This is a genomic window from Alkalihalobacillus sp. AL-G (assembly GCF_030643805.1).
GTDB lineage: Bacteria > Bacillota > Bacilli > Bacillales > Fictibacillaceae > Pseudalkalibacillus.
Genome location: NZ_CP094656.1, coordinates 2286272 through 2306923 on the forward strand (window position 1 = coordinate 2286272; position 20652 = coordinate 2306923).

A 20652-nucleotide genomic window follows, 5' to 3' on the forward strand; every position below is an offset into this window, starting at 1 on the left:
GGGGGAAATCATTAATGATCGACCTTAAATGGGAAGGAAAAACAACTGATCCGTTTCAGATTGACGTTAGCAGGAAACTGATTCAGGATTATAGCCTGGTAATAGGGGAGAAAAATCCTATACATCATGATCCAGAGGCAGCGAAGTCAGGAGGTTACCCTAATATTATAGCACCTTTGACATTCCCGATTATTTTTTGGCAGCATGCCTCGGTGTTATGGTTGGAAAATCATGGCCCTTTATTGCACCGAGATCAAACGTTCATCTATACAGAGCCAATTGTAGCGGGAAGGTCCTATGTTTGTCAGATTCAATTAAAACGAATCATAAACAGACGGAATATACAATTTCTTGAACACGAGTTATTTGGTCGCGTTGAGTCGTCGATTTTAAAGGATCCATCCTTCAGAGCGAATTCAACGCTTGTTTTAAAGGAGAATACATATGCCGGAACTTCGTAATATAAACGTTGGAGATAAATTAGAACCGATTGAATCGGAACCAATCACATTAAAATGGTTGAAAAAGTATGCAGAAATTTCCGGTGATCAAAGCATGATCCATCTTGACCAGGAAGCAGCGAGGGAATCCGGTTTTTCCAACATTATTGTGCACGGCATGCTAAGCATGGGAATTGCCTCCCGTCTCCTTTCACCATGGTTCGATCAATGTGTAAGAGAGTCCACATTCAGCGTCCGGTTTACAGCACCTCTTTACATAGGAGATAGACTTATAGTATGCGGTAAAGTAATAGATATCAATCATAAAACGTCCACAATCCGTTTCATCGTCAATGGAAGAAACCCATCCGGTAAGCTTATTTTGAAAGGTACCACTGAGCTATCACTCCATCAATAGGAAATTCCGCGTTATATGTAAACCTATATTTTTTTCGGGTTGACGTTTCTTTCGACCTATTGCTAAACTATACTTATAGTTTGTACTAGGGGATGATGATAAATATGAAGACCACAGACATGATGTATGCATCATTATTTACAGCAATCGTTGCAGTACTTGGCATCCTACCACCAATCATGTTACCTTTTATACCTGTTCCAATAACAGCCCAAACACTAGGTGTAATGTTAGCCGGAACTATTTTAGGTGCCAGACTGGGTGGACTCAGTTTATTCTTGTTTGTCATGCTCGTTGTGGCAGGAGCACCAATATTGTCAGGAGGACGCGGTGGTCTTGGAACAATTATTGGACCAAGCGGCGGCTTTATATTAAGCTGGCCAATTGCGGCTTATGTTATTGGATTGCTTGTCCAAAAATTCATGCCATACATAAATTTTTGGAAGTTATTTTTAATCAATATATTTGGTGGAATCATTATTGTATATATGATAGGGATCCCTTGGCTCGCTATTCTGACTGACCTTTCTTTGGAAAAAGCTGCTGCGGGATCTGCAATTTATCTGCCTGGGGATACAATAAAAGCCATCATTGTCTCAACTATTGCTCCACAACTACTGAAACGGGCGCAATTAATCAGGGCATAGTTGTTTTATAAACACATCAAGGGACGCATGTTTTACTTTAGAGAACTTGCTATTTGCAAGTTCTTTTTATTGTCTTTTTGTTCTAACTGTTATACTATATATATAACAAACATAACATAAAGGCAGGTGATAGACTTGTGTTTATAAAACTGGATTTAGAATCAAATGAACCGATTTATACCCAATTAATGCATCAAATTATCGCCGGAATAGCTAGAAACGAGCTTCAACCTGGTGACCGATTGCCCTCAGTAAGGTCATTAGCATCAGATATAGGTATCAATCTTCATACAGTGAACAAAGCGTATCAGCAGCTTAAACAGGATGGATTCATCTTAATCCATCGACAAAGGGGAGTTGTCGTTAATCCAGAAGGAATCCCACAAGCGGATAAAGTCTATGGCTCACAGTTAAGAAAAACATTGAAACCATACATCGCAGAATCGGTATGTCGTGGGATGGATCAGAAAGAATTTTTGCAAATTTGTACAGAATTGTTTAGTGATTTTCAAGATCAAGGGGGAGAAAAGAAATGAATTCAATGATCGGTTTACTATTAGTCATGTTAATCTTCATTCCGGTAATGATTGCACTGATGTTTATTCCATACTGGACAAGAAGAACTGAAAGCTTTGGGGTTTCCATCCCTCAGGAGATCTACCATCATACTGAACTAAAAGAAATGCGTAAGAAATATGCTGCTCTTATTGGAATCCTAAGTATTCTGGTCATGCTCATTTTTCTAATCTGCATTTCTTTTATAGGGGATAATGAGAACACGATTAGTCTCGGATTAAGCATCATGGTTATGCTATTGATTGGTGGGGGTTTCCTCGTTTACTTGAGATTTCACAACAAGATGAAATCTTTGAAAGCGGCTGAAGCCTGGGGAAAGGAGAAGTCATCACAAGTTGTTTTAAATACGCAATTTCATAACCAAAAACTCACTTACTCGAATCTATGGTTCATCTTGCCTTTTGCGATTTCGTTAACTATGATGATGATAACTCTTCAACTTTATGATCAAATCCCAGACAGAATTCCGATGCAATATAATTTTGAAGGGGAAGTCACAAATTGGACAGAGAAATCTTATCGTTCAGTCCTCGTCATGCCGATCATGCAAGTGTATTTAACCTTATTATTTTTGTTCATCAATACGATGATCGCAAAGGCAAAACAGCAGGTAAGTGCCGAAAATCCTGAGCAATCCTTACAACAAAATGTTGTTTTCAGAAGAAGATGGTCAGCATTCATCATCATTACAGGGACGGCGTTAACGCTCTTATTCTCGTTCATTCAATTATCCTTCATTTATCCGATCAATAATCAGCTCTTAACCATTGTTCCAATCATTTTCGGTATTGGTGTTACGATTGGATCAATCGTACTTTCATTTTCAACAGGGCAAGGTGGGAGTCGCATAAATGTCCGTTCTGAGGGAAGCGGAACCGCTTTGAATCGTGATGATGACGAGCATTGGAAGCTCGGCCAGTTTTACTACAATAAAAAAGATCCTTCCTTATTTTTAGAAAAACGTTTTGGAATAGGATGGACAGTGAATTTTGCCCGTCCAGCAGCATGGATGATCTTTATATTGATTATTCTGTTAGCAGTCGGAATCCCTGTCATTTTAGGCGCTTAATATTTTAGTTCGGTTAAAGGTCTCCACTCTTGGTGACCATTTTCGATGTTTCACTCAATAAGTAAAGAAAGAGAAGGAATTGTAATGAAAGAAAGAGAAAAGGAGTATTTTGTTATTTTTTAGAGAAATTAAAGTTTAGAGTCTGGAAGTTTAGATTATTGAATAATAAGGAATTCTAAGAAGTGTATGGAATACCAATAACAAGTATAATCTTCCAGATTCCAATCAATAGCTTGTATATAAGAGAATTAAAAATACACCATAATTACTTGGAGGTATTATGAATGGGCACAAACCGACCAAATAAAAACCAACCATGGCAGGGATTTTATGGTCCCAATCTTGGCTATGCGATTGAACTATACGATCAGTACAAAGAGGACCCCGATTCTGTTGAAGAAACGATTAGAGAACTTTTTGACACATGGGGGCCGCCGCCTTTAACTACTGGTGTTACGGATCATACAGATACATCCAAAACTACAAATGATGCAACCACTATGATGAAGGCAGTTGCAGCTGTGAAGCTTGCTGAAAATATTCGTGCTTACGGGCATTTATCCGCGGACATCCATCCTTTAGAAGATGCACAAACGGATACACGGTTCCTTAATCCGGCAGAATATCAACTTAGTGAAGATGATTTGAAAGCGATTCCGGCTGAAGTCGTTTGGGCCGATGCACCTGATGATATTACATCAGGGCTTGATGCCATAACAAAGCTAAAACAAATCTACACAAAGTCATTAGCGTATGAATTTAGCCATGTACATGATGAGAGGGAGAGGAAGTGGCTAAACCATATGGTAGAGTCCGGCTCGGTAAATCCCTCCATGTCATCTGAGGAACGTATTGCCCTTTTACAACGATTAACAGAAGTAGAGGGCTTTGAGAATTTTCTGCATCGAACTTTTGTTGGACAAAAGCGGTTTTCGATCGAAGGTCTCGATACAATGGTTCCTATCCTCGACACCATCATTCAAACAGGGGTTCACGATGGTACCCGCAACATCATGATTGGTATGGCTCATCGCGGCCGATTAAATGTTTTGGCACATGTATTAGGAAAGCCTTACGAAAAAATCTTTTCTGAATTTCACCATTCACCAAATAAAGAACTTGTGCCTTCCGAAGGTTCAATGGGTATTAATTACGGATGGACAGGTGATGTTAAATATCATTTGGGCGCTGATCTGGAAATAGAAGATGAGAATATGGAACCCGCATGTTTGACTTTAGCGAATAATCCGAGTCATTTAGAATACGTTAACCCAGTTGTTGAGGGATATACGCGTGCAGCACAAGAGGAGCGCGGCTCATCAGGTTATCCTCAACTAGACGTCACAAAATCTTTTTCGATATTAATTCATGGGGATGCAGCCTTTCCAGGGGAAGGAATTGTTGCTGAAACCCTTAATTTAAGTCAGTTACGTGGATACCATACTGGTGGAACCATACATATCATTGCAAACAATCTTGTAGGATTTACTACCAACAGTACAGATTCCCGATCCACGAAATATGCCAGCGATCTTGCGAAAGGTTTCGAAATTCCGATTGTTCATGTAAATGCGGATGATCCGGAAGCTTGTCTTGCTGCAATCTGCCTTGCTTATCAATACCGGAAGCAGTTTCAAAAGGACTTTCTCATTGACTTGATCGGATATCGCCGCTTTGGTCACAATGAAATGGATGATCCATCTGCAACACAACCGCAGCTATACAATAAAATCAATAATCATCCCACTGTTCGGAGCCTGTATGCAAACATTTTACAATCAGAGGGTGTGGTTACAGATGAAAAAGTAAAACAAATGGAAGAGACAGTCCAAAAAAGACTTCAAACCATATATAAAAATGTTTCTAAAGATAATAAAGATGGCGAAGTGAAAGGAATAGAGGTGCCAGAAAGGATCGTAAAAGACCTTCCTAATAGTAAAACGGCTGTTCCACTCGATACCCTTCGAGAAATTAATAAGGGTTTACTAAATTGGCCGAAAGGATTTACCGTTTATCCGAAGTTAGAACGAATCTTAAAGCGTCGAGAAAAGGCCCTTGACGATGGTGGGAAGGTTGATTGGTCGTTAGGTGAGACGCTGGCATTTGCTACAATCCTGAAAGATGGCACACCAATCCGCTTGACAGGTCAAGATACGGAGCGAGGGACATTCGCCCATCGGCACCTCATACTGCACAATAGTAAAACAGGGGAAATGTTTTCACCCTTACACGTGCTGCCTCAGGCAAACGCATCATATGCCATTCATAATAGTCCATTGTCTGAAGCATCCGTCGTCGGCTTCGAATACGGTTATAATGTATTTGCACCTGAAACACTTGTCCTATGGGAGGCACAATACGGAGATTTTGCAAATGCAGCTCAAGTGATTTATGATCAATTCGTTTCATCAGGTCGGGCAAAATGGGGACAGAAGTCAGGACTCGTTCTCCTTTTACCTCACGGCTACGAAGGGCAAGGGCCGGAGCACTCAAGTGGACGCCTTGAACGCTTTTTACAATTATCTGCTGAAAATAATTGGACCGTCGCTAATTTGACAAGTGCAGCGCAATATTTTCATATTTTACGCAAGCAAGCAATCATAACGGATAAAGATGAGGTTCGTCCTTTGATTATCATGACACCAAAGAGCTTACTTCGAAACCCGCGTGTTGCTTCATCTCCTGTTGAATTCAGTGAAGGTCAGTTTGAAGCCGTTTTGCACCAATCAAGCCTTGGGGATCAAGCCGAACGAGTAAAACGTTTAATCCTATGTAGTGGCAAGATCGCCATTGATCTTGAGGCCGCGATCGAATCGAATACCCAAGGTTGGAATTGGCTTGATATTCTTCGTATTGAACAACTATATCCGTTCCCAGAAGGCGAAATGAAAGAAATGATCCTACGGTATGAACACTTGGAAGAAATCATCTGGGTCCAAGAAGAACCAAGAAACATGGGTGCGTGGTCGTATATTGAATCAAAAATCAGAGCCATTGCTCCGGATAATTCTTCTGTTTCTTATATTGGACGTCCTGAACGATCCAGTCCTGCAGGCGGAGAGCCTGATATCTATAAAAAAGAGCAGGAACTGATCGTAAACGAAGCACTGAAATTAAACAATTCAAATACTGTTTCAAGTGAAGGAGGTAATGTTTCGTGATTGAGATCAAAGTACCGGAACTCGCAGAATCCATTTCAGAAGGAACCATAGCAGAATGGTTAGTCTCTGTAGGGGAACAGGTCAATAAAGGTGATTACATCGTGGAACTAGAAACCGACAAAGTAAATGTTCAAGTCAGTGCCGAAAACGATGGCGTAATACATGAATTATTAAAAGAGCCTGGTGATACAGTGGAAGTAGGCGAAGTGATTGCAACGATTAATGAGAACGCGGGTGAAGAAGCATCTGGTGGGGGAGAACAACAAATCCAAGAGCGGTCACAAAGTGAATCCAAACGTGAAAAAGAAGAGAAGTCAGAGGAAATCACGACCACAAAAACTGCTTTTAAAGAAGAACAAAACGAAACTAACCGTCCAATTGCTTCACCAGCTGCAAGAAAATTAGCAAGAGAGCTAGGCGTAGATTTGACTCAAGTTAAAGCAAGTGATCCATTAGGAAGAGTTAGATCTGAGGATGTAAAGGGACATGCAAATCAATCACGGGCAGATAAAGCTGATAAACCACAATCCATTGATAAAAAAACGAGCAGTGAACAGAAATCAAAGAAGTCCGACGTTAAAACAGATAAACCAGTAGAACGAGTCAAAATGTCACGGCGTCGACAAACAATCGCCAAAAGGCTTGTTGAGGTTCAGCATACAGCAGCGATGCTGACAACATACAATGAAGTGGACATGACCGCAATCAATGATATTCGGAAACGTCGTAAAGAAAAGTTTCTGGAACAAAACGATGTAAAACTTGGCTACATGTCATTCTTCACAAAAGCGGTAGTAGGGGCATTAAAAAAGTTCCCGAGATTAAATGCGGAAATTCAAGGAGACGAGATACTGCTTAAAAGGTTTTATGATATCGGAATTGCAGTCGGTGCAGAAGAAGGGCTCGTGGTCCCTGTTGTTCGAAATGCAGATCAGCTGAGCTTTGCAGAGATTGAACGGAATATAAAATCTCTATCGAAAAAAGTTCAGTCAAAAAAACTTACCATTGAAGATTTGCAAGGTGGAACATTTACGATTACGAACGGTGGCATCTTTGGCTCACTGATGTCCTCACCGATACTTAATGCGCCGCAGGTCGGGATACTCGGCATGCACAAAATCCAGTGGCGTCCAATAGCCATAGACGACGAAAGAATGGAAAACCGACCGATGATGTATATCGCCCTTTCTTATGATCATAGAATTGTCGATGGAAGCGAAGCCGTCAGCTTTCTCGTTAGGATAAAAGAGTTATTAGAGGATCCAGAATCATTGTTACTGGAAGGGTAAATCAAAAATGGCTGACCCAGAACATCAATAAATGTAAATACTATTGCTATGGTATTAGTTACAGAGTCAAAGAATTTTCGTTACAAAAAAGGAATAAGCAAAAACTTGATCCTTTACTTAGGAGCTTAATATTATAACAGCTCTGTTAAAGGTCTCCAATTTTAGGAGGCCTTTTTATTTTGTTTCATTACTCAGTACTCAACAACCGAAAAGAGGAATTTTGAGGATAGAAAGAGAATGGGAAGGAGTAATACCTAAATGTCCAACTATGGGAGTGAAACATATGGATATAAATAAGCTATCTGAAAGGTTTAATAACTTTGCGGTTATAGAGTGTAAAGGTTCAAGCCCTTTGTATGAGGCCTTGTCTTTACAAATTGCTATAGATACCGACATGCTCAGGTTAAGCTCATATGCTTCAGAAGGTCAACCAGTTCCAAACTTGTTTTTAGGTGCTGTGCATTATTTATTACATAAAGATAAGAATCATCCTTTGCATGAATTCTATCCTAGTTTAGTGAATGAACCAAAAAAACCAGAGGGTGCCTTTACAGAATTTAAGGACTTTTGCGAGCATAATCGAAAGGAAATCATACAAATTCTTCAAAACAAATCGGTGCAAACCAATGAGGTAAGACGGTGTGCATATCTTTACCCGGTTTTTTGCCACATCTATAAGAAGATAGGAACACCTTTATCATTAATAGAAATTGGGACGAGCGCTGGACTCCAATTGATGTGGGATCAGTATTCCTACTCGTATGGAGACGATAAGGTGTACGGAAATAAGGACTCATTCCTACATTTAACCGCTTCTCTTAGAGAAGGTACTACTCCACAAATGCTTACTAATAGCCCTCCTGTCCATTCTCGTTTGGGGCTGGATCTAAACATAGTTGACTTGAACCATGAAGAGGAGTATTTATGGCTAAAAGCATTAATTTGGCCAGAACATAAAGAGAGATTAGAAATATTTCAAAAAGCTGCAGTACAAATTCAGCATACACCGCCAACCCTCGTGGAAGGGGATGGAGTGGAATTATTAACGAAATATGCAGAAGAAGTATCGAGTGATAGTACAATCTGTATTTTTCATACCCATGTTGCCAATCAATTTCCGGATAGGTTAAAGCAAAAATTATTCAATCAAGTGAAGGAGATTGGAGAGAAAAGAGATATCTTCCATATATACAACAATATGCGCGACCGAAAACTCCACCTGGATTATTACATCAAAGGTAACGAACAAAATGAAGTGATCGGGGACACCGATGGCCATGGGAGATGGTTCGATTGGAATATAGCAATGAGTCAAGAGGTATAAGCATACTCAAAATAAAACAACCCTAAAAGGACGTTTGCTAGTCATCCTTTTAGGGCTATCTTTCTAGGATGGAAATATTCGGCTGGCAGACAAGTCAATCATGTTAGGACTGATTGAATGTTTTCGTGTTGATTTATATCAAATCTAATTAGAAACAATCAATCCGGTCATGATTTTACAAGCCGTATTATGGTAATTACATTTCATTTAAAAATCATTTCTTTTTAAGTTCATGCTCATATCATGTAAGGTGAAAATAAGGAGGGTATGCCATGTTATTGAATAAATTTCAAACTATTCGTTTTACTGACCAAAATGGAGACACCATATCAACCACAGATTTCCTTGGAAAGAAAACCTTGATTTTCATGTGGGCTTCCTGGTGACGTTGCCGCGAACAACTGCCTGGATGGCAGGACTTTTATGAAAAACATAAAGACAATGGATTTGAACTTCTTTCGGTAGCTGTCGACATCCAAGGGGCTGATGTTGTCAAACCTTATACGAAAGGAACGACCTTTACGACCGTCGTCGATTCTGAAAACGTCTTGGGTAGCCTGTTTGGATTCAATATCGTTCCTAATGGGATATTTATTGATGAGAACGGAATCATTCGTTTGATAAAACAAGGTTTTAGCATTACCGAAGAAGAACACTTGGAAGCCGTTGAAAACTTATTGAATGGAGAAGTTGAAAAAGTCGAATTAGAAGACGCTTATTATGAACCTCAGGATTCAACCTCTGAATTGGAGGAACAGCTTGCACAAACCAAATTTAAACTTGGGATGGAATATTCAAAAAGCGGAAGGAAAGAAGAAGCATTAAAAGAACTGGATAAAGCGATCATGCTTGATTCCAATAACTTTTTAATTCGAAAGCAACGCTGGTACATTCGCTATCCGGAAAAATTTTCACCAGACATCGATACGGAATGGCAGCAAAAACAGCTGGAAAAAGAGAAGGAACAAGAGGCTCGAATGAAAGGAATCGATTGTGGCCCAGAAGGTTGTGTCATTCCTGGGACGACAAAAAATGAAGAGTCTAAATAAAGATAAATCAAATCATTTTCTTTGTGAGGTAAGCAGCAATTTTGTTTACCTCTATTTCTTTAAGTAAAATGTGCAAGTAACTTTACTATCACCTGACTGTTATCAATATTACCCAGGATACGAGTATCTAACATCATATCACCAAGAAATAAGGTCTAAACGACAAGAACATACAAAGTACTTCTTTTCAGGAATATTCGAAAAGTGTTAGTAATCGATGTATAAAAAGCATAATCTTGTAAAAAATACTCCTTGATAAAAGAAGGAGGATGTATTCATGACAGGATTACTAATTAAATTGGTCGTATGTCCCGTTACAGTACTACTAGCATTCTTTATCTTTCCAAATGTTGACTACACAAACTTATGGCAGCCAATTATTGTCGGATTAGTGTTGGCAATCGGAGCACACCTTATGGAAGTTTTTCTTTTAAATGAACAGACTTTTCGGATGAGTAATGTTTTAGATTTTTTTGCAGCTGCAATTATCGTATATTTTGTCTCTGTAATGTTACCCAATGCTGAAGTCACTATTATGGGTGCTCTTCTAACCGCTACTCTACTGACCCTAACCGAGATACCTCAACACACATATTTAATCAAAACCGACAAAACTCGTAAGTCACCCGCCTAATCACACAGCCAGTGATCCCACTGGCATTTTTTTATTTAAACATAATTTGTTAGAAAAGTACTTACCAAATGTAAGCTGAATTACAGTAAGACAAGTTTTGTTAAAGTTGATGATGTAATAAAAATCAACTTTAGGAGGTTGTTCAAAATGGCCGAAAATCAATGATAAGTATTGAGTTAAAACGCCGGAAAAAAACCTAGTGTCATGGTAATGGCTTTATCGCCGGTTACACTAGTACTACCAGAAGTTGGTCTTCCACTTCCGACGATTTGCCAAGTTATGAACACTTCCGGAGCGGTACACAAGGTTCCCACAATAAATATACCGCCAACAATTTCTGAAACACCTAGAGCAGTCAGTATGTTCTCTGCAGAACGGACAGTAAAGTAAGCTCCTAAAACAATGGATACCACTCCAGTTAAGGATAGAAATAATTCTTTTTTGTCCATTCGACTTTCTTGCTTTCTTGTTTTCCTCTCAATATAGCCTGGGTTAAAAAATACAAATGCTCCAAGCATTATCCAGCCCTCAACCGGTTGCAGTTCTCTCCAAGCTTTTGGAATCGTCAAGATAGCCACTAATGCAATGAATCCTAAATATATTAAACATAATGAATGGCTTCGAAAAGATTTATGGGAAAATAAAAAAGCCCTAGAGTTTGGGGGAGTGTCGGGAAGTAAAGGGGGAAGGAGCCGCTTTTTCATAAAATTCCACTTTCAAACCTTTAGCCACATTACCAATCATTTCCTTCCTTTAAAACATTAAATATCAAAATGCAAAACGTTATGGAGATATCCATAAACGGAAATCAATAATAGATGGATAAGATAAACAGTGATTGATATTAGATTTTTTTTGAAAACATAAGTATTGAATAACCCATCCAGATATTAAGTTAAAAATTTATAAATCCATAATTTCTACAAATTTTATTCCTATAAAAATCTCGAGCTGCCACTTGATTTTAGGAAGTGTAAATCATTCTTTATGCTGCTATTTGCTTCAAAAAAACGTTTTAGGAAAGGGAGGAGAATAGCCGCGGGGCCTATTAATAGATTATCAAGTGATCACTTACCTATATCAAGGTTCAATAAAAAGGCGCTTTTCTATAGTAAAGGATTGCGCTCTTTTTGAGCTTAATTCTAAATAAAGATGGCCTGTTATCACAGATTTATTTATCAGAAAACATTACAAAGCTTCTTTTTATCAAAGATGAGGCAAACACCTTATAAGATCCTTATTCATATGAATGTGAATATATATTTTGAAAATAAGGTGGGAAATAAACTTATGTCAAAAAAAGCATTTGATTATATCGTGGTCGGAGCAGGCACTGCCGGAGGGGTGATCGCTAAAGAATTGTCAGATGACAAACATACGTCAGTTCTTCTCCTGGAACCGGGTACCAATATGACGGAAGCGCTTCGTAGTGGTTCTGGGAGCAGGGCATTATCTTTAGCTGCTGATAACAAATTTTCATTTAACATTCTTACAAAGGGTGAACTGAATATCGGACAGCAGTTACGGTTATCCAGTGGTAGAGCAATCGGGGGAAGTTCTGAACATAATGCTATGTATGCTGTACGCGGAAGCGAGGACCTCTATGATGAATGGGCAAGGCTTGTCGGTTCACAATGGAGCTACGACAGTATACGTTCATTATTTAAAAAGAATGAAACCTATACTGGAAGTACACAAGAACCGGATGAACGAGGAACAGAAGGCCCGATCTATGTCCGCCAGCAAGATATTCCAAATGGTCGGCTCATACCAACTTTGGTTAAAGCTACATCCGATATTTTGGATATTCCGATTGTCGAAGATTACAATACAGGGATAAGGGATTGTACATTTTTAAAGTCCCAATTTCTTCAAAAGGAAGTCGATGATCAATATGTTCGTTCCTCTACTGCGACAGGTTATCTCAATAAAGACATTGTTACTCAGGGAGACGAGTTCGAACCCGATGAGTTTGGGGTTGACGGTAGAAGGTTGGTTATTCTGACAAAAACGACAGTGAACAGAGTGCTATTGGAAAAGGATGGAAGAGATTACATCGCTGTCGGAGTCGAAGTAGTCAAGGATGGAAAATCTAAGAGAGCGTATGCAAAAAAAGGAATCATCATTTGTGCTGGTAACTTCTCATCTGTTATTCTACAGCGTTCAGGAATCGGAAAATCAACAGATTTGGCAAATATCGGCATATCTACTTTAATAGAGAGTGTGAATGTCGGCCATAATTTCCAATCACATTTTACCGGAGGAATCGGAGTCGAAGTAGAAACATCACGACTTAAACAGGTCATTGATGCGGATCCAGATATGCCATTTCCATTAGGTGCTTTTAAAGGAGATGGCCGATCAGGAGGGCGTCGCCTTCAATTCTATGGATCCACTGGACCAAGGTTTGTCCCTGTTCAGGATGTCCATATAAACAACTGGGAGTTTGATCCAAACAAACCAACTAATGTCATGAGTGTTGGCATATTCGATCTGAATCCTAAAAGCAGAGGTACAATTCTCGCTGCGCATAGTGATCCAGAGGCTTATCCTTCCATCAACCTTAATCCGCTTACAGATCCTGACGATTTGGATTTTATGGTGGATCAATATATTGAAACGTTCAATATTATGAAACGAGCTCGCAAACTGGATAAAGGAGGCATTTATAAGGTCGTCTATCCACCTGAAAATGTTTTCAATATAGCAGATGAGGATACAAAGTATAAAAAACTTGCCGATTATATTAAGGCTTCTTATCATAATATTGCACATTTCTCAGGTCAATGTAAGATGGGAAGGAATATTGGAGAAGGAGTTGTGGATGGGTACCTAAATGTTTTCGGTACAAAAAAACTAAAAGTTGCTGATCTTTCCATATGCCCGATTATACCAGATGGGAACACCTCAATGCCTGCCCAGTTCATCGGGCTAAATGCAGTTAGATTTCTCCGTGAGGAATCTTCCGATTAAGACTGCCGAAAATTTTAATCGCTATAAAACAAAACATTCGCGAATTTGGATAGTACAAATTTTCTGTAAACGGGCGCAATACTGTTATAAGGATTGCGCTTTTTTGTACGTTATCGTCCTGTGTTGTATGCTAATTAAAATTTTGTTTATCGCAGGTAAGAAACAAGTTGCCTTTAGTCCAGAGAGAATGTTGAACGATATCCCTCATTTTCAAAATAGGGAAGCTGCTTAATTAAAGTAAAGTCACATCTGTAGAGTTGATTTTCTAAGTTAGATTTGTTTTATTTAACAACATCAAAAAACGAAGCACGGAGCAGTCGGCTATTTTTATACAAACGGCATTTACCCTGCAAGAAAGCATCGCCGCCCCCACTTCATGGATAGGTTGAACGAAGAAATGTATGTCAAATGATGCTGGGAGATGTGGGAGGGTTTGCCGCCATATGTGATCATAGGATTCATTACATTTCGTGGGAGATCTACGTCCAGGTTTAAGAGGCACAAAGTCACTATTATTCAGATGTGATAGAAAAAAGAGAGCAGAGCTGGCAAAGAAACAGGCAGCAGAAGAAATGGAATCTGAAAAATCTACTATCAAACTCGCAGATCCAAAGCCTAAAAAAGTGAAAAAACGTTATCGCCAACAGGTGCGTGATGGAACATTACATGGTCGTTGAATTTAGGAGTTATCCTGTTGGTACTCGCAGCAAGTACGTGGGAAACGCTCGATAACTGGATGAAAACCGGGCTGCTCGCACTCGTATCGATCCTATTTTTCGGGTTGGCTTATTTCACTAAGAAAGTGCTGAAAATCGAGAAAACCGCCTTTGCCTTTCATGTACTCGGCAGTTTGTTTTTACCGATTGTGATCTTATCTGCCAGTTATTTTGAATTGTTTGGCTCTTATTTTTCGGTTAGAGGAGAAGGGCGTTATGTGTTTGGAGCAATGGGTAGTTTAACAGATTCACTTGTATATCTATTGCTTTCAGTGAGGCTCTCATCCCGATTGTTCATGTGGTTCTCCTATGTTAATGGGAAACAACATTGTGAATGCAACATCATATACATATGATCCAAACGGTAATCAAAAAACGGTCAGTGATCAATCCACCGCCACCATTTCTGACGACGTGATCACTAGTTTTTATGTTGATTATGATGTGTATTACGAGCATACTTTTTATGTGGAAGCTTGGTATAATGATCAATGGTATGTTGTATTTCGGGATTCTTTTGATCAAGATTCGAAGTGGGTGAATTTGCCTGCTGAACAACCGGCTACGAAACTACGTACCAGGTACACGACTACAACGTATGCTGATACTAGTGCCTATGGAGAGGTAACCAGAGTTAAAACTAAAGACAAAGATATGAACAAGCAACGAGCGGCCTTCTGAGGTTGGGATACCAAGGAGAAAACCAGGATACCTACAGTGACCCTTGGCAGCCTAATGAGGTTGTTACCATTACCGAAGGTCCTGTAGTCAAAGAGTTCTTCTATAATGAACGGAATCAAAAGTCAAAAATTATTGAGTACATTGGCGGCGGAGAGCGTTCGAAAAGTTTTGTCTATGATACGATGGGTAATGTCTTAACAGCGACGGATGGAAAAGGTCAAACCACATCTTATCAATACGATCCGTTTTCACGGTTGACGAAGGTAACCGATCCGAAAGGAAATGTTACTGAGTATCAATATGATAATGTTGGAAACCGGACCAAAGTGATCCAATGCCAAAGGTAACATCACGGCTTTTACGTATGATGCTATTAACCAGAGAGTGACCGAGACAGATCCACTTCAGAATACTATTGAATACGAGTATGATGGGAATGGGAATCTTGATACAAAAATAGATTCTAAAGGCCAAATCATAGATTATCAGTATGACCGTTTAGACCGATTAACGAAAAAAGTGTACTTAGACGGTACATCGGTAGCTTACACCTATGATGCAGCTGGAAATCGCTCATCCATGTTGGACGGAACTGGTGAAATGGTTTATACGTATACACACCGGGATCAATTGGATAGTGTGACAGACCCTAACGGGCGCGAGGTCAGCTATACGTATGACGATAACGGTAATCTCAAAACGCTTACGTATCCAGATGCGACAACTGTTACCTACGCCTATAACAAAGCCGATCAAATGGTGAGTGTAACCGATTGGAACGGTAAGGTTACTCAAATTGATCCGGACCCACGCGGGCTAACTGACCAAAAAACTCTTCCGAACGGGGTAACGACCAATTATACGTACAACAGCCTTGGTGAAGTGAAAGCGATTAAAAGTACGCTAGACCAGGCGATCCAAATACCGGAAGATTCATAACCAAAGATACTTTCAAAGGATTTGAAGATGATCCGATCTCACAAAACAAATATATTTATGCCTACAACAATCCGGTTACACTGACAGATCCAAGTGGCCACAGTCCAAAAGAGGGCTCCTCTTCATTATGGTCTGATCTCGGTACATCAATTATTGGATTGGTTGGCTCAAGCCATGTAGAAACAGTTGGAAAGGGTATCTTAGAGGGTATACCAACTTTAGCCAAATATTCTTCATTTGTTCCCTTTGTTGGGAATGGTATTGGAATAACTACAGACCATTTTATTGGAGGACAAAGTTGGACATCAGCTTCATTAGATGAAGCGACTGTTTCTGGAGCAACTGGCTTAACTATGGCTGCATTTGGGGTTTCTACTGGCGGAGCTGGATTTGCTATAGGGGCTGGTTACACGGGTGTGAATATGTTAGTAAAACAAGAAACAGGAAAAACCACAGGTCAACATATAGAGGATAATGTTATTAAACCTGTAAAACGTAAGGCTAAGGATATTCATGATTACTACTTTGATTTCTCCGAAAATCCAAGGGAGACTTACCTTCATTGGTTCGGGTATTAACACTTAATTAAAAGCTTCTATTTATATCGATATGCTAATTTAAAGGAGGGAGAATTATGCCAGCTTCGTTAGATGCGAAGTATTATATTATACCATTCCTAATAATAGCAACGTATGCATTGTTATATACAAGGAAGGCAGATTTAAAACCGCATTCACGCGTAAAATTATATGCAACAGTAGTTTTTCTGTATTTGTTGGCTGTTTTCACTTTCGGTATGGCCTATATTAATCAGTCGCTTTTCGTTGATTTAGGATTATATGTAGGTGGAATCTGGGTACTTCAAGGATTTTTAATACCTAACTCTTGGATTGATAAAAAGTATTACAAGTGGAAGGAAAGACGCCAAGCAAATAATGAATTGGATAAATCAAAATAAATTTTAGAAGTTACAATATGGATAGAAATATAATTTAACAATAGTGTTGATGACCCTGGAATCTATCTGGGGTCATTTCTTGATTTAACCCTCTCTAAATCTATTAAATACTAATTATTGCGTTGTGAATCGCCATCAAACAATAACTCTTGGACGGAACCTGCCAACCGTCCCCCGTCCGACATGATTGTTCTTCAACAGAAGGAGGCTTTTCTGCAATAAAGCTATTGTAGACAATCTAAAAACGATCTTCCACAATCGGGCCAGATTCTTGAGTAACTCATTTTCAAAATAAATGGATATTTGTATCAAAATTTATAGAAGAGATTGTGAAGAAATGTCCTTAAACTATAGAGGCAGTTTAGTTGAAGAAGAAGTGGTATTATTTAGGGTAGGAAAGAATGGGAAGGGAAGAACTTTATGAAACGTTTATTTTAGTTGGGACGATGATGATTATATTGGTGGCACTACATATATAGAAATTGATGATGGTTATGTAACAAAACAAATTGCAGTAACACCAAAAAAGTATATAGCTTCCAATCGTAAAGACAAAGAACATCATTTTTATTTAGCAGAGGGACCAGTCAATATTGATGAAATTATAGAGTACGGTGGTTCCGAGATAAATGAAGAACATTTTTATAGTGTATGGAACACATATAAAAATCACCTTATTGATAAATGGAACGAGACAAAAGAAAAATTCCCTATTGGAGATAAGATTGAGGGAATAATTGAAGTTTTTTATCCTCAAGGGGTAATTTTTAATGTTTCACAAGATGTAATTGGTATCACTGACTACAATAAATCTAGCGACAGTACAAACCCAGAAAACCTTTATCCAGGACACAAAATAGTAGGAAAAATTGTTGGATATGATGAAGAAAATATGTGGTTAGTTATTGATAATCCAAGGGTGTTTTGACTCTTGTTCTTCTTCAACTAACTTGCGCCGATTGCTGGATAAGGTAATCGCCTTTGTTTTATTGAAGAATTAGGCAGTAGTTGAAGTAGTAAATGTAAAAGAAAAATAGAGTTTGGTTATGTTTACAAATGGAGGTAACAACATATGTCAGTTGAACGTGATGCAATGATTAGATCTTTAAAAGAGTTAGTTATTCCAATATTAAGAGAAAGTGGTTTTAAGGGTTCCTTTCCTCACTTTTATAGGAAATTAGAAGAACAAACTGATTTATTGATGTTTCAATTTAGTATGTGGGGTGGAGTCTTATATGTTGAAATCTCTAAGTGTCCACCAGAAGGACATACTGATGTCTCAGGTAAATTTCGTACACCTAATAAAATGAAAGTTTATTATATCGGTGATGGTTCTGCTTGGCATCGACATCGAATTGGAAAAGACGTAAAAGGAATGTTTAAATTCCATAAAGATAATACTGATGAGATTGGAAAACTGATAAAAAACTCATTAAGTGAAGCTGGAGAATGGTGGACCTCTTATCCTAATTGGTGGACTTAATAAAGTTCATTTATATAGTAATACCAGCTAATAGAAGCTCCTTGGTTATTCCATAATAGGGGGCACTTCTGGAATTAGAAGGTTATGTTTTCCATATTAGGGTCATATTATTGAAGAAGGACTGATGTGTATAATGGTATTTCATGAAGCATTACATTTGTAATGCTTTTTTATTTGAACCTTATAAAATTCAAGAAAAACTATTCAAAAAATGAAACTAAATAAAAAACCATAATTCTTAAAAGTACAGAAAGGAGGAAAATATGTGAAGGAAAATCATAATATTTGAATTGAAAAATGATATTGACCTTAAGGCGAACACAAGGAACAAATAATTGAGAAAATAATGAGCTTATATACCCAAGATGTTTATTTACTAGCCTATTCTTTTGTAATAGATCAAGGATTGGCTGAAGGTATTTCTCAGGAAGTCTTTATTAAATGTTACAAGCATGTTGAAAACTTCCGTGGAGATGCTTCCATTAAATCCTGGGTCTATCGCATTACTGTAAATACATCTAAAGATTTTGTCAGGAAAAAAGTGTTGAGATTAAAATACCCGAAATTGTTACTAGGGAATCTTCAAAAGACGGAAAGTCCAGAGGAAAGCTTTTTTAAAGATAATCAAAGAGATCAATTATTACATAAGGTTCTTTCCCTTCTTTACAAATATCGTGAGGTTATAGAGCTCTATTATGTCAATGACCTAACAATAAATGAAGTTGGAGTTACACTAAATTTAAACACCAATACTATAAAAACAAGGCTTGTAAGAGGACGGGCCAAATTAAAAGAAAATCTTGTTTTCCAGAAAGGAGAGATTTTTTAATGGATGAAGATTTAAAGCAAGTAAAAAAGTATTATAAAGAAAATTATTTCGATGAAGAAATCGCCACACGTATAAAAAGCAATGTTCAGCATCGCTTGATAAAAGGTAAGAAAAAGTTGAGCGTTAACAAGAAAATAACATATTCCATCAGTGCTGCTGTATTATTTTTTACTCTGTTATTCAGTTTGGCTTTTGCTTCTCCCGCCATGGCGAGAATCATGTCAAATATTCCTTACTTGAATTCAATTTTTGAATTTATAGGTGACAGGGGGTTTCAAATTGCAAGTGAAGAAGGGCTAACTGCCCAAGTTGACAAATCTGCAACCGATAAAGGGATCACTCTTACCATTAACGAGGTATATTCTGCTGGACAGAAAATTTCTGTAGCCTACACAATACAGTCCAAGGAGAAACTTATTCCACCTTCGAAACAAAGCCCTTTTCAAATACTAGAAAGACCTGATATTGTCATTAATGGAAAATGGATCAATCATGCTGGTTCCTATCGTCATCAAAAAGTAACTGAAAATAAGTACATTGGTGTGGTAGAATTTCAAACATATAAACAGCTCCCCGATCATTTTGATGTGAAGATTAATACCGATAGCATCTTTAATCAGGTAGGGCAGTGGACTGTCCAATTTCCTGTAAAAAAGTCTACGGAAAAAGAAATTTTAATAGCGAAGAGTAAATCTTATAAGGAATTTACATTGACGGCAAATTCAATGGCTATCAATCCTGCAGAGATTTCGATCACGTTTGATCATGCGAATAAGGTGGCGTTTAAAGAAGACGGAACTATTATTCACGATGAACATATTGGTTTTAATTTACTAACCGATAACGGCACGGCTTTAAACCTGTTAGATTTACATGGGTATTCAAGACCTGATGATCTGAATGGCAATACCCTTGTAATGCATAACAATTATATTTTCTTACCGCCAAAACGGAAAACAGACTATCTCATTTTAAGTCCGTACACCATTCCGGATTACAAATATCAAGAGGTGACTGGGGCTTTAGATGCTGAAAAATTCCCTCTTACACTTGATAAGGGTCAGCTTGGAAAAGTAACAATTACTGATGTGAAGTATGATCAGAATAAGACACTGTTATATTTCAAGGTAAAGAGTGAGTTCCCTTACCCGAATCATTTGGACGGGGCACGAATTTGGTTGAAAAATGTTTCTGGGGAAGTTATAACTACGCTAAAACGTTATCCCGATCGTGTTAAAGGTAATTTGTTTGTCTTGGAATTTAAACCTATTAACGAAGAGGATAAACCTTTAAAAGTGGTTACACAAAAACATCCGATGCCTGAAATTCTAGAAGAACTTCGAATTATGATCCCAATAAATAATAATTAAAGGATTTGCACATTTATAGTACTTAGTAAGATGAGTAGCTCCTGAGAAAAGCAAGGAGCTACTCTCATTTATCTGGTTTGAAGTCAATTCAAAGGT

General features: G+C 38.3%; 22 protein-coding genes and 1 pseudogene. 22 read left to right on the forward strand and 1 reads right to left on the reverse strand.

Features of this window, described 5'->3' with window-relative positions:
* Window positions 1–14 precede the first annotated feature (14 nt).
* The 10 genes from MOJ78_RS11705 (at window position 15) to MOJ78_RS11750 (ending at window position 10607) form a co-directional block, all read left to right on the forward strand.
* The gene (locus MOJ78_RS11705; protein WP_304977524.1) at window positions 15–461 is read left to right on the forward strand and encodes an FAS1-like dehydratase domain-containing protein; all 447 of its coding nucleotides are present in this window, start codon (window positions 15–17) and stop codon (window positions 459–461) included.
* Entirely contained in the window at window positions 445–858 is a 414-nt protein-coding gene (locus MOJ78_RS11710; protein ID WP_304977525.1) for a MaoC family dehydratase, read from the forward strand. The genes MOJ78_RS11705 and MOJ78_RS11710 overlap by 17 nt, the downstream gene beginning before the upstream one ends.
* 104 nt (window positions 859–962) lie before the next feature.
* A complete protein-coding gene (locus tag MOJ78_RS11715) occupies window positions 963–1505 on the forward strand; it encodes a biotin transporter BioY (RefSeq protein ID WP_304977526.1) in 543 nt (180 codons plus the stop codon).
* 137 nt (window positions 1506–1642) lie between these two features.
* The gene (locus tag MOJ78_RS11720; RefSeq protein ID WP_304977527.1) at window positions 1643–2041 is read left to right on the forward strand and encodes a GntR family transcriptional regulator; all 399 of its coding nucleotides are present in this window, start codon (window positions 1643–1645) and stop codon (window positions 2039–2041) included.
* Window positions 2038–3150, forward strand: a complete 1113-nt coding sequence (locus tag MOJ78_RS11725; RefSeq protein WP_304977528.1) for a DUF1648 domain-containing protein — start codon at window positions 2038–2040, stop codon at window positions 3148–3150. The genes MOJ78_RS11720 and MOJ78_RS11725 overlap by 4 nt, the downstream gene beginning before the upstream one ends.
* Window positions 3151–3434: 284 nt before the next feature.
* Entirely contained in the window at window positions 3435–6311 is a 2877-nt protein-coding gene (locus tag MOJ78_RS11730) for a 2-oxoglutarate dehydrogenase E1 component (RefSeq protein ID WP_304977529.1), read from the forward strand.
* Window positions 6308–7600: a 2-oxoglutarate dehydrogenase complex dihydrolipoyllysine-residue succinyltransferase gene (gene odhB / locus MOJ78_RS11735; RefSeq protein WP_304977530.1), complete on the forward strand. Its 1293-nt coding sequence runs from the start codon at window positions 6308–6310 to the stop codon at window positions 7598–7600. The genes MOJ78_RS11730 and odhB overlap by 4 nt, the downstream gene beginning before the upstream one ends.
* 283 nt (window positions 7601–7883) lie before the next feature.
* Window positions 7884–8924 carry a DUF2332 domain-containing protein gene (locus tag MOJ78_RS11740; protein ID WP_304977531.1) on the forward strand — a complete coding sequence of 347 codons (1041 nt, stop codon included), beginning with the start codon at window positions 7884–7886 and terminating at the stop codon, window positions 8922–8924.
* Window positions 8925–9541: 617 nt separating this feature from the next.
* A complete protein-coding gene (locus MOJ78_RS11745) occupies window positions 9542–9973 on the forward strand; it encodes a thioredoxin family protein (protein WP_304977532.1) in 432 nt (143 codons plus the stop codon).
* 277 nt (window positions 9974–10250) lie between these two features.
* Window positions 10251–10607, forward strand: a complete 357-nt coding sequence (locus MOJ78_RS11750; protein WP_304977533.1) for a DUF2512 family protein — start codon at window positions 10251–10253, stop codon at window positions 10605–10607.
* A gap of 176 nt (window positions 10608–10783) precedes the next feature.
* Here the strand turns inward: MOJ78_RS11750 and MOJ78_RS11755 are convergent, their stop codons facing one another.
* Window positions 10784–11185 (reverse strand): hypothetical protein, encoded by a 402-nt coding sequence (locus MOJ78_RS11755; RefSeq protein ID WP_304977534.1) that lies wholly within the window; start codon window positions 11183–11185, stop codon window positions 10784–10786.
* 712 nt (window positions 11186–11897) lie between these two features.
* On the opposite strand from MOJ78_RS11755, the gene MOJ78_RS11760 reads away from it, so the two are divergent.
* The 12 genes and pseudogenes from MOJ78_RS11760 to MOJ78_RS11810 all read left to right on the forward strand — a co-directional run bounded on the left by MOJ78_RS11760 (window position 11898) and on the right by MOJ78_RS11810 (window position 20556).
* A complete protein-coding gene (locus tag MOJ78_RS11760) occupies window positions 11898–13580 on the forward strand; it encodes a GMC family oxidoreductase (RefSeq protein ID WP_304977535.1) in 1683 nt (560 codons plus the stop codon).
* 470 nt (window positions 13581–14050) lie between these two features.
* The gene (locus MOJ78_RS11765; RefSeq protein WP_304977536.1) at window positions 14051–14257 is read left to right on the forward strand and encodes a hypothetical protein; all 207 of its coding nucleotides are present in this window, start codon (window positions 14051–14053) and stop codon (window positions 14255–14257) included.
* Window positions 14258–14274: 17 nt separating this feature from the next.
* Complete coding sequence (locus MOJ78_RS11770; protein ID WP_304977537.1) at window positions 14275–14652, forward strand: hypothetical protein; 378 nt, start codon at window positions 14275–14277, stop codon at window positions 14650–14652.
* A complete protein-coding gene (locus tag MOJ78_RS11775; protein ID WP_304977538.1) occupies window positions 14627–14977 on the forward strand; it encodes a hypothetical protein in 351 nt (116 codons plus the stop codon). Before MOJ78_RS11770 ends, MOJ78_RS11775 begins: the two co-directional genes overlap by 26 nt.
* Window positions 14978–14979: 2 nt before the next feature.
* Window positions 14980–15324, forward strand: a complete 345-nt coding sequence (locus MOJ78_RS11780; protein WP_304977539.1) for an RHS repeat domain-containing protein — start codon at window positions 14980–14982, stop codon at window positions 15322–15324.
* A gap of 25 nt (window positions 15325–15349) precedes the next feature.
* Window positions 15350–15916 (forward strand): hypothetical protein, encoded by a 567-nt coding sequence (locus MOJ78_RS11785; protein ID WP_304981243.1) that lies wholly within the window; start codon window positions 15350–15352, stop codon window positions 15914–15916.
* Window positions 15913–15963: pseudogene (locus MOJ78_RS20950) on the forward strand (hypothetical protein); the annotation flags it as partial. The gene MOJ78_RS11785 and the pseudogene MOJ78_RS20950, both read left to right, overlap by 4 nt.
* A 111-nt stretch (window positions 15964–16074) precedes the next feature.
* Window positions 16075–16494, forward strand: a complete 420-nt coding sequence (locus MOJ78_RS11790) for a hypothetical protein (protein ID WP_304977540.1) — start codon at window positions 16075–16077, stop codon at window positions 16492–16494.
* Between the two features lie 56 nt (window positions 16495–16550).
* Window positions 16551–16874, forward strand: coding sequence for a hypothetical protein (locus tag MOJ78_RS11795; protein ID WP_304977541.1), 324 nt, complete (start codon window positions 16551–16553; stop codon window positions 16872–16874).
* 1072 nt (window positions 16875–17946) lie between these two features.
* Window positions 17947–18357 carry a DUF4304 domain-containing protein gene (locus MOJ78_RS11800; protein ID WP_304977542.1) on the forward strand — a complete coding sequence of 137 codons (411 nt, stop codon included), beginning with the start codon at window positions 17947–17949 and terminating at the stop codon, window positions 18355–18357.
* 346 nt (window positions 18358–18703) lie between these two features.
* Window positions 18704–19186, forward strand: coding sequence for a sigma-70 family RNA polymerase sigma factor (locus tag MOJ78_RS11805; protein WP_304977543.1), 483 nt, complete (start codon window positions 18704–18706; stop codon window positions 19184–19186).
* Window positions 19186–20556, forward strand: coding sequence for a DUF4179 domain-containing protein (locus MOJ78_RS11810; RefSeq protein WP_304977544.1), 1371 nt, complete (start codon window positions 19186–19188; stop codon window positions 20554–20556). Before MOJ78_RS11805 ends, MOJ78_RS11810 begins: the two co-directional genes overlap by 1 nt.
* The last annotated feature ends 96 nt before the right edge of the window (window positions 20557–20652 follow it).

Bases quoted from the DNA above. Each gene is read 5' to 3' on its own strand.
- MOJ78_RS11730 (WP_304977529.1), top strand. From the start codon at position 3,435: ATGGGCACAAACCGACCAAATAAAAACCAACCATGGCAGGGATTTTAT.
- MOJ78_RS11760 (WP_304977535.1), top strand. From the start codon at position 11,898: ATGTCAAAAAAAGCATTTGATTATATCGTGGTCGGAGCAGGCACTGCC.
- MOJ78_RS11705 (WP_304977524.1), top strand. From the start codon at position 15: ATGATCGACCTTAAATGGGAAGGAAAAACAACTGATCCGTTTCAGATT.
- MOJ78_RS11800 (WP_304977542.1), top strand. From the start codon at position 17,947: ATGTCAGTTGAACGTGATGCAATGATTAGATCTTTAAAAGAGTTAGTT.
- MOJ78_RS11750 (WP_304977533.1), top strand. From the start codon at position 10,251: ATGACAGGATTACTAATTAAATTGGTCGTATGTCCCGTTACAGTACTA.
- MOJ78_RS11725 (WP_304977528.1), top strand. From the start codon at position 2,038: ATGAATTCAATGATCGGTTTACTATTAGTCATGTTAATCTTCATTCCG.
- MOJ78_RS11805 (WP_304977543.1), top strand. From the start codon at position 18,704: ATGAGCTTATATACCCAAGATGTTTATTTACTAGCCTATTCTTTTGTA.
- MOJ78_RS11795 (WP_304977541.1), top strand. From the start codon at position 16,551: ATGCCAGCTTCGTTAGATGCGAAGTATTATATTATACCATTCCTAATA.
- MOJ78_RS11715 (WP_304977526.1), top strand. From the start codon at position 963: ATGAAGACCACAGACATGATGTATGCATCATTATTTACAGCAATCGTT.
- MOJ78_RS11810 (WP_304977544.1), top strand. From the start codon at position 19,186: ATGGATGAAGATTTAAAGCAAGTAAAAAAGTATTATAAAGAAAATTAT.
- MOJ78_RS11710 (WP_304977525.1), top strand. From the start codon at position 445: ATGCCGGAACTTCGTAATATAAACGTTGGAGATAAATTAGAACCGATT.
- MOJ78_RS11740 (WP_304977531.1), top strand. From the start codon at position 7,884: ATGGATATAAATAAGCTATCTGAAAGGTTTAATAACTTTGCGGTTATA.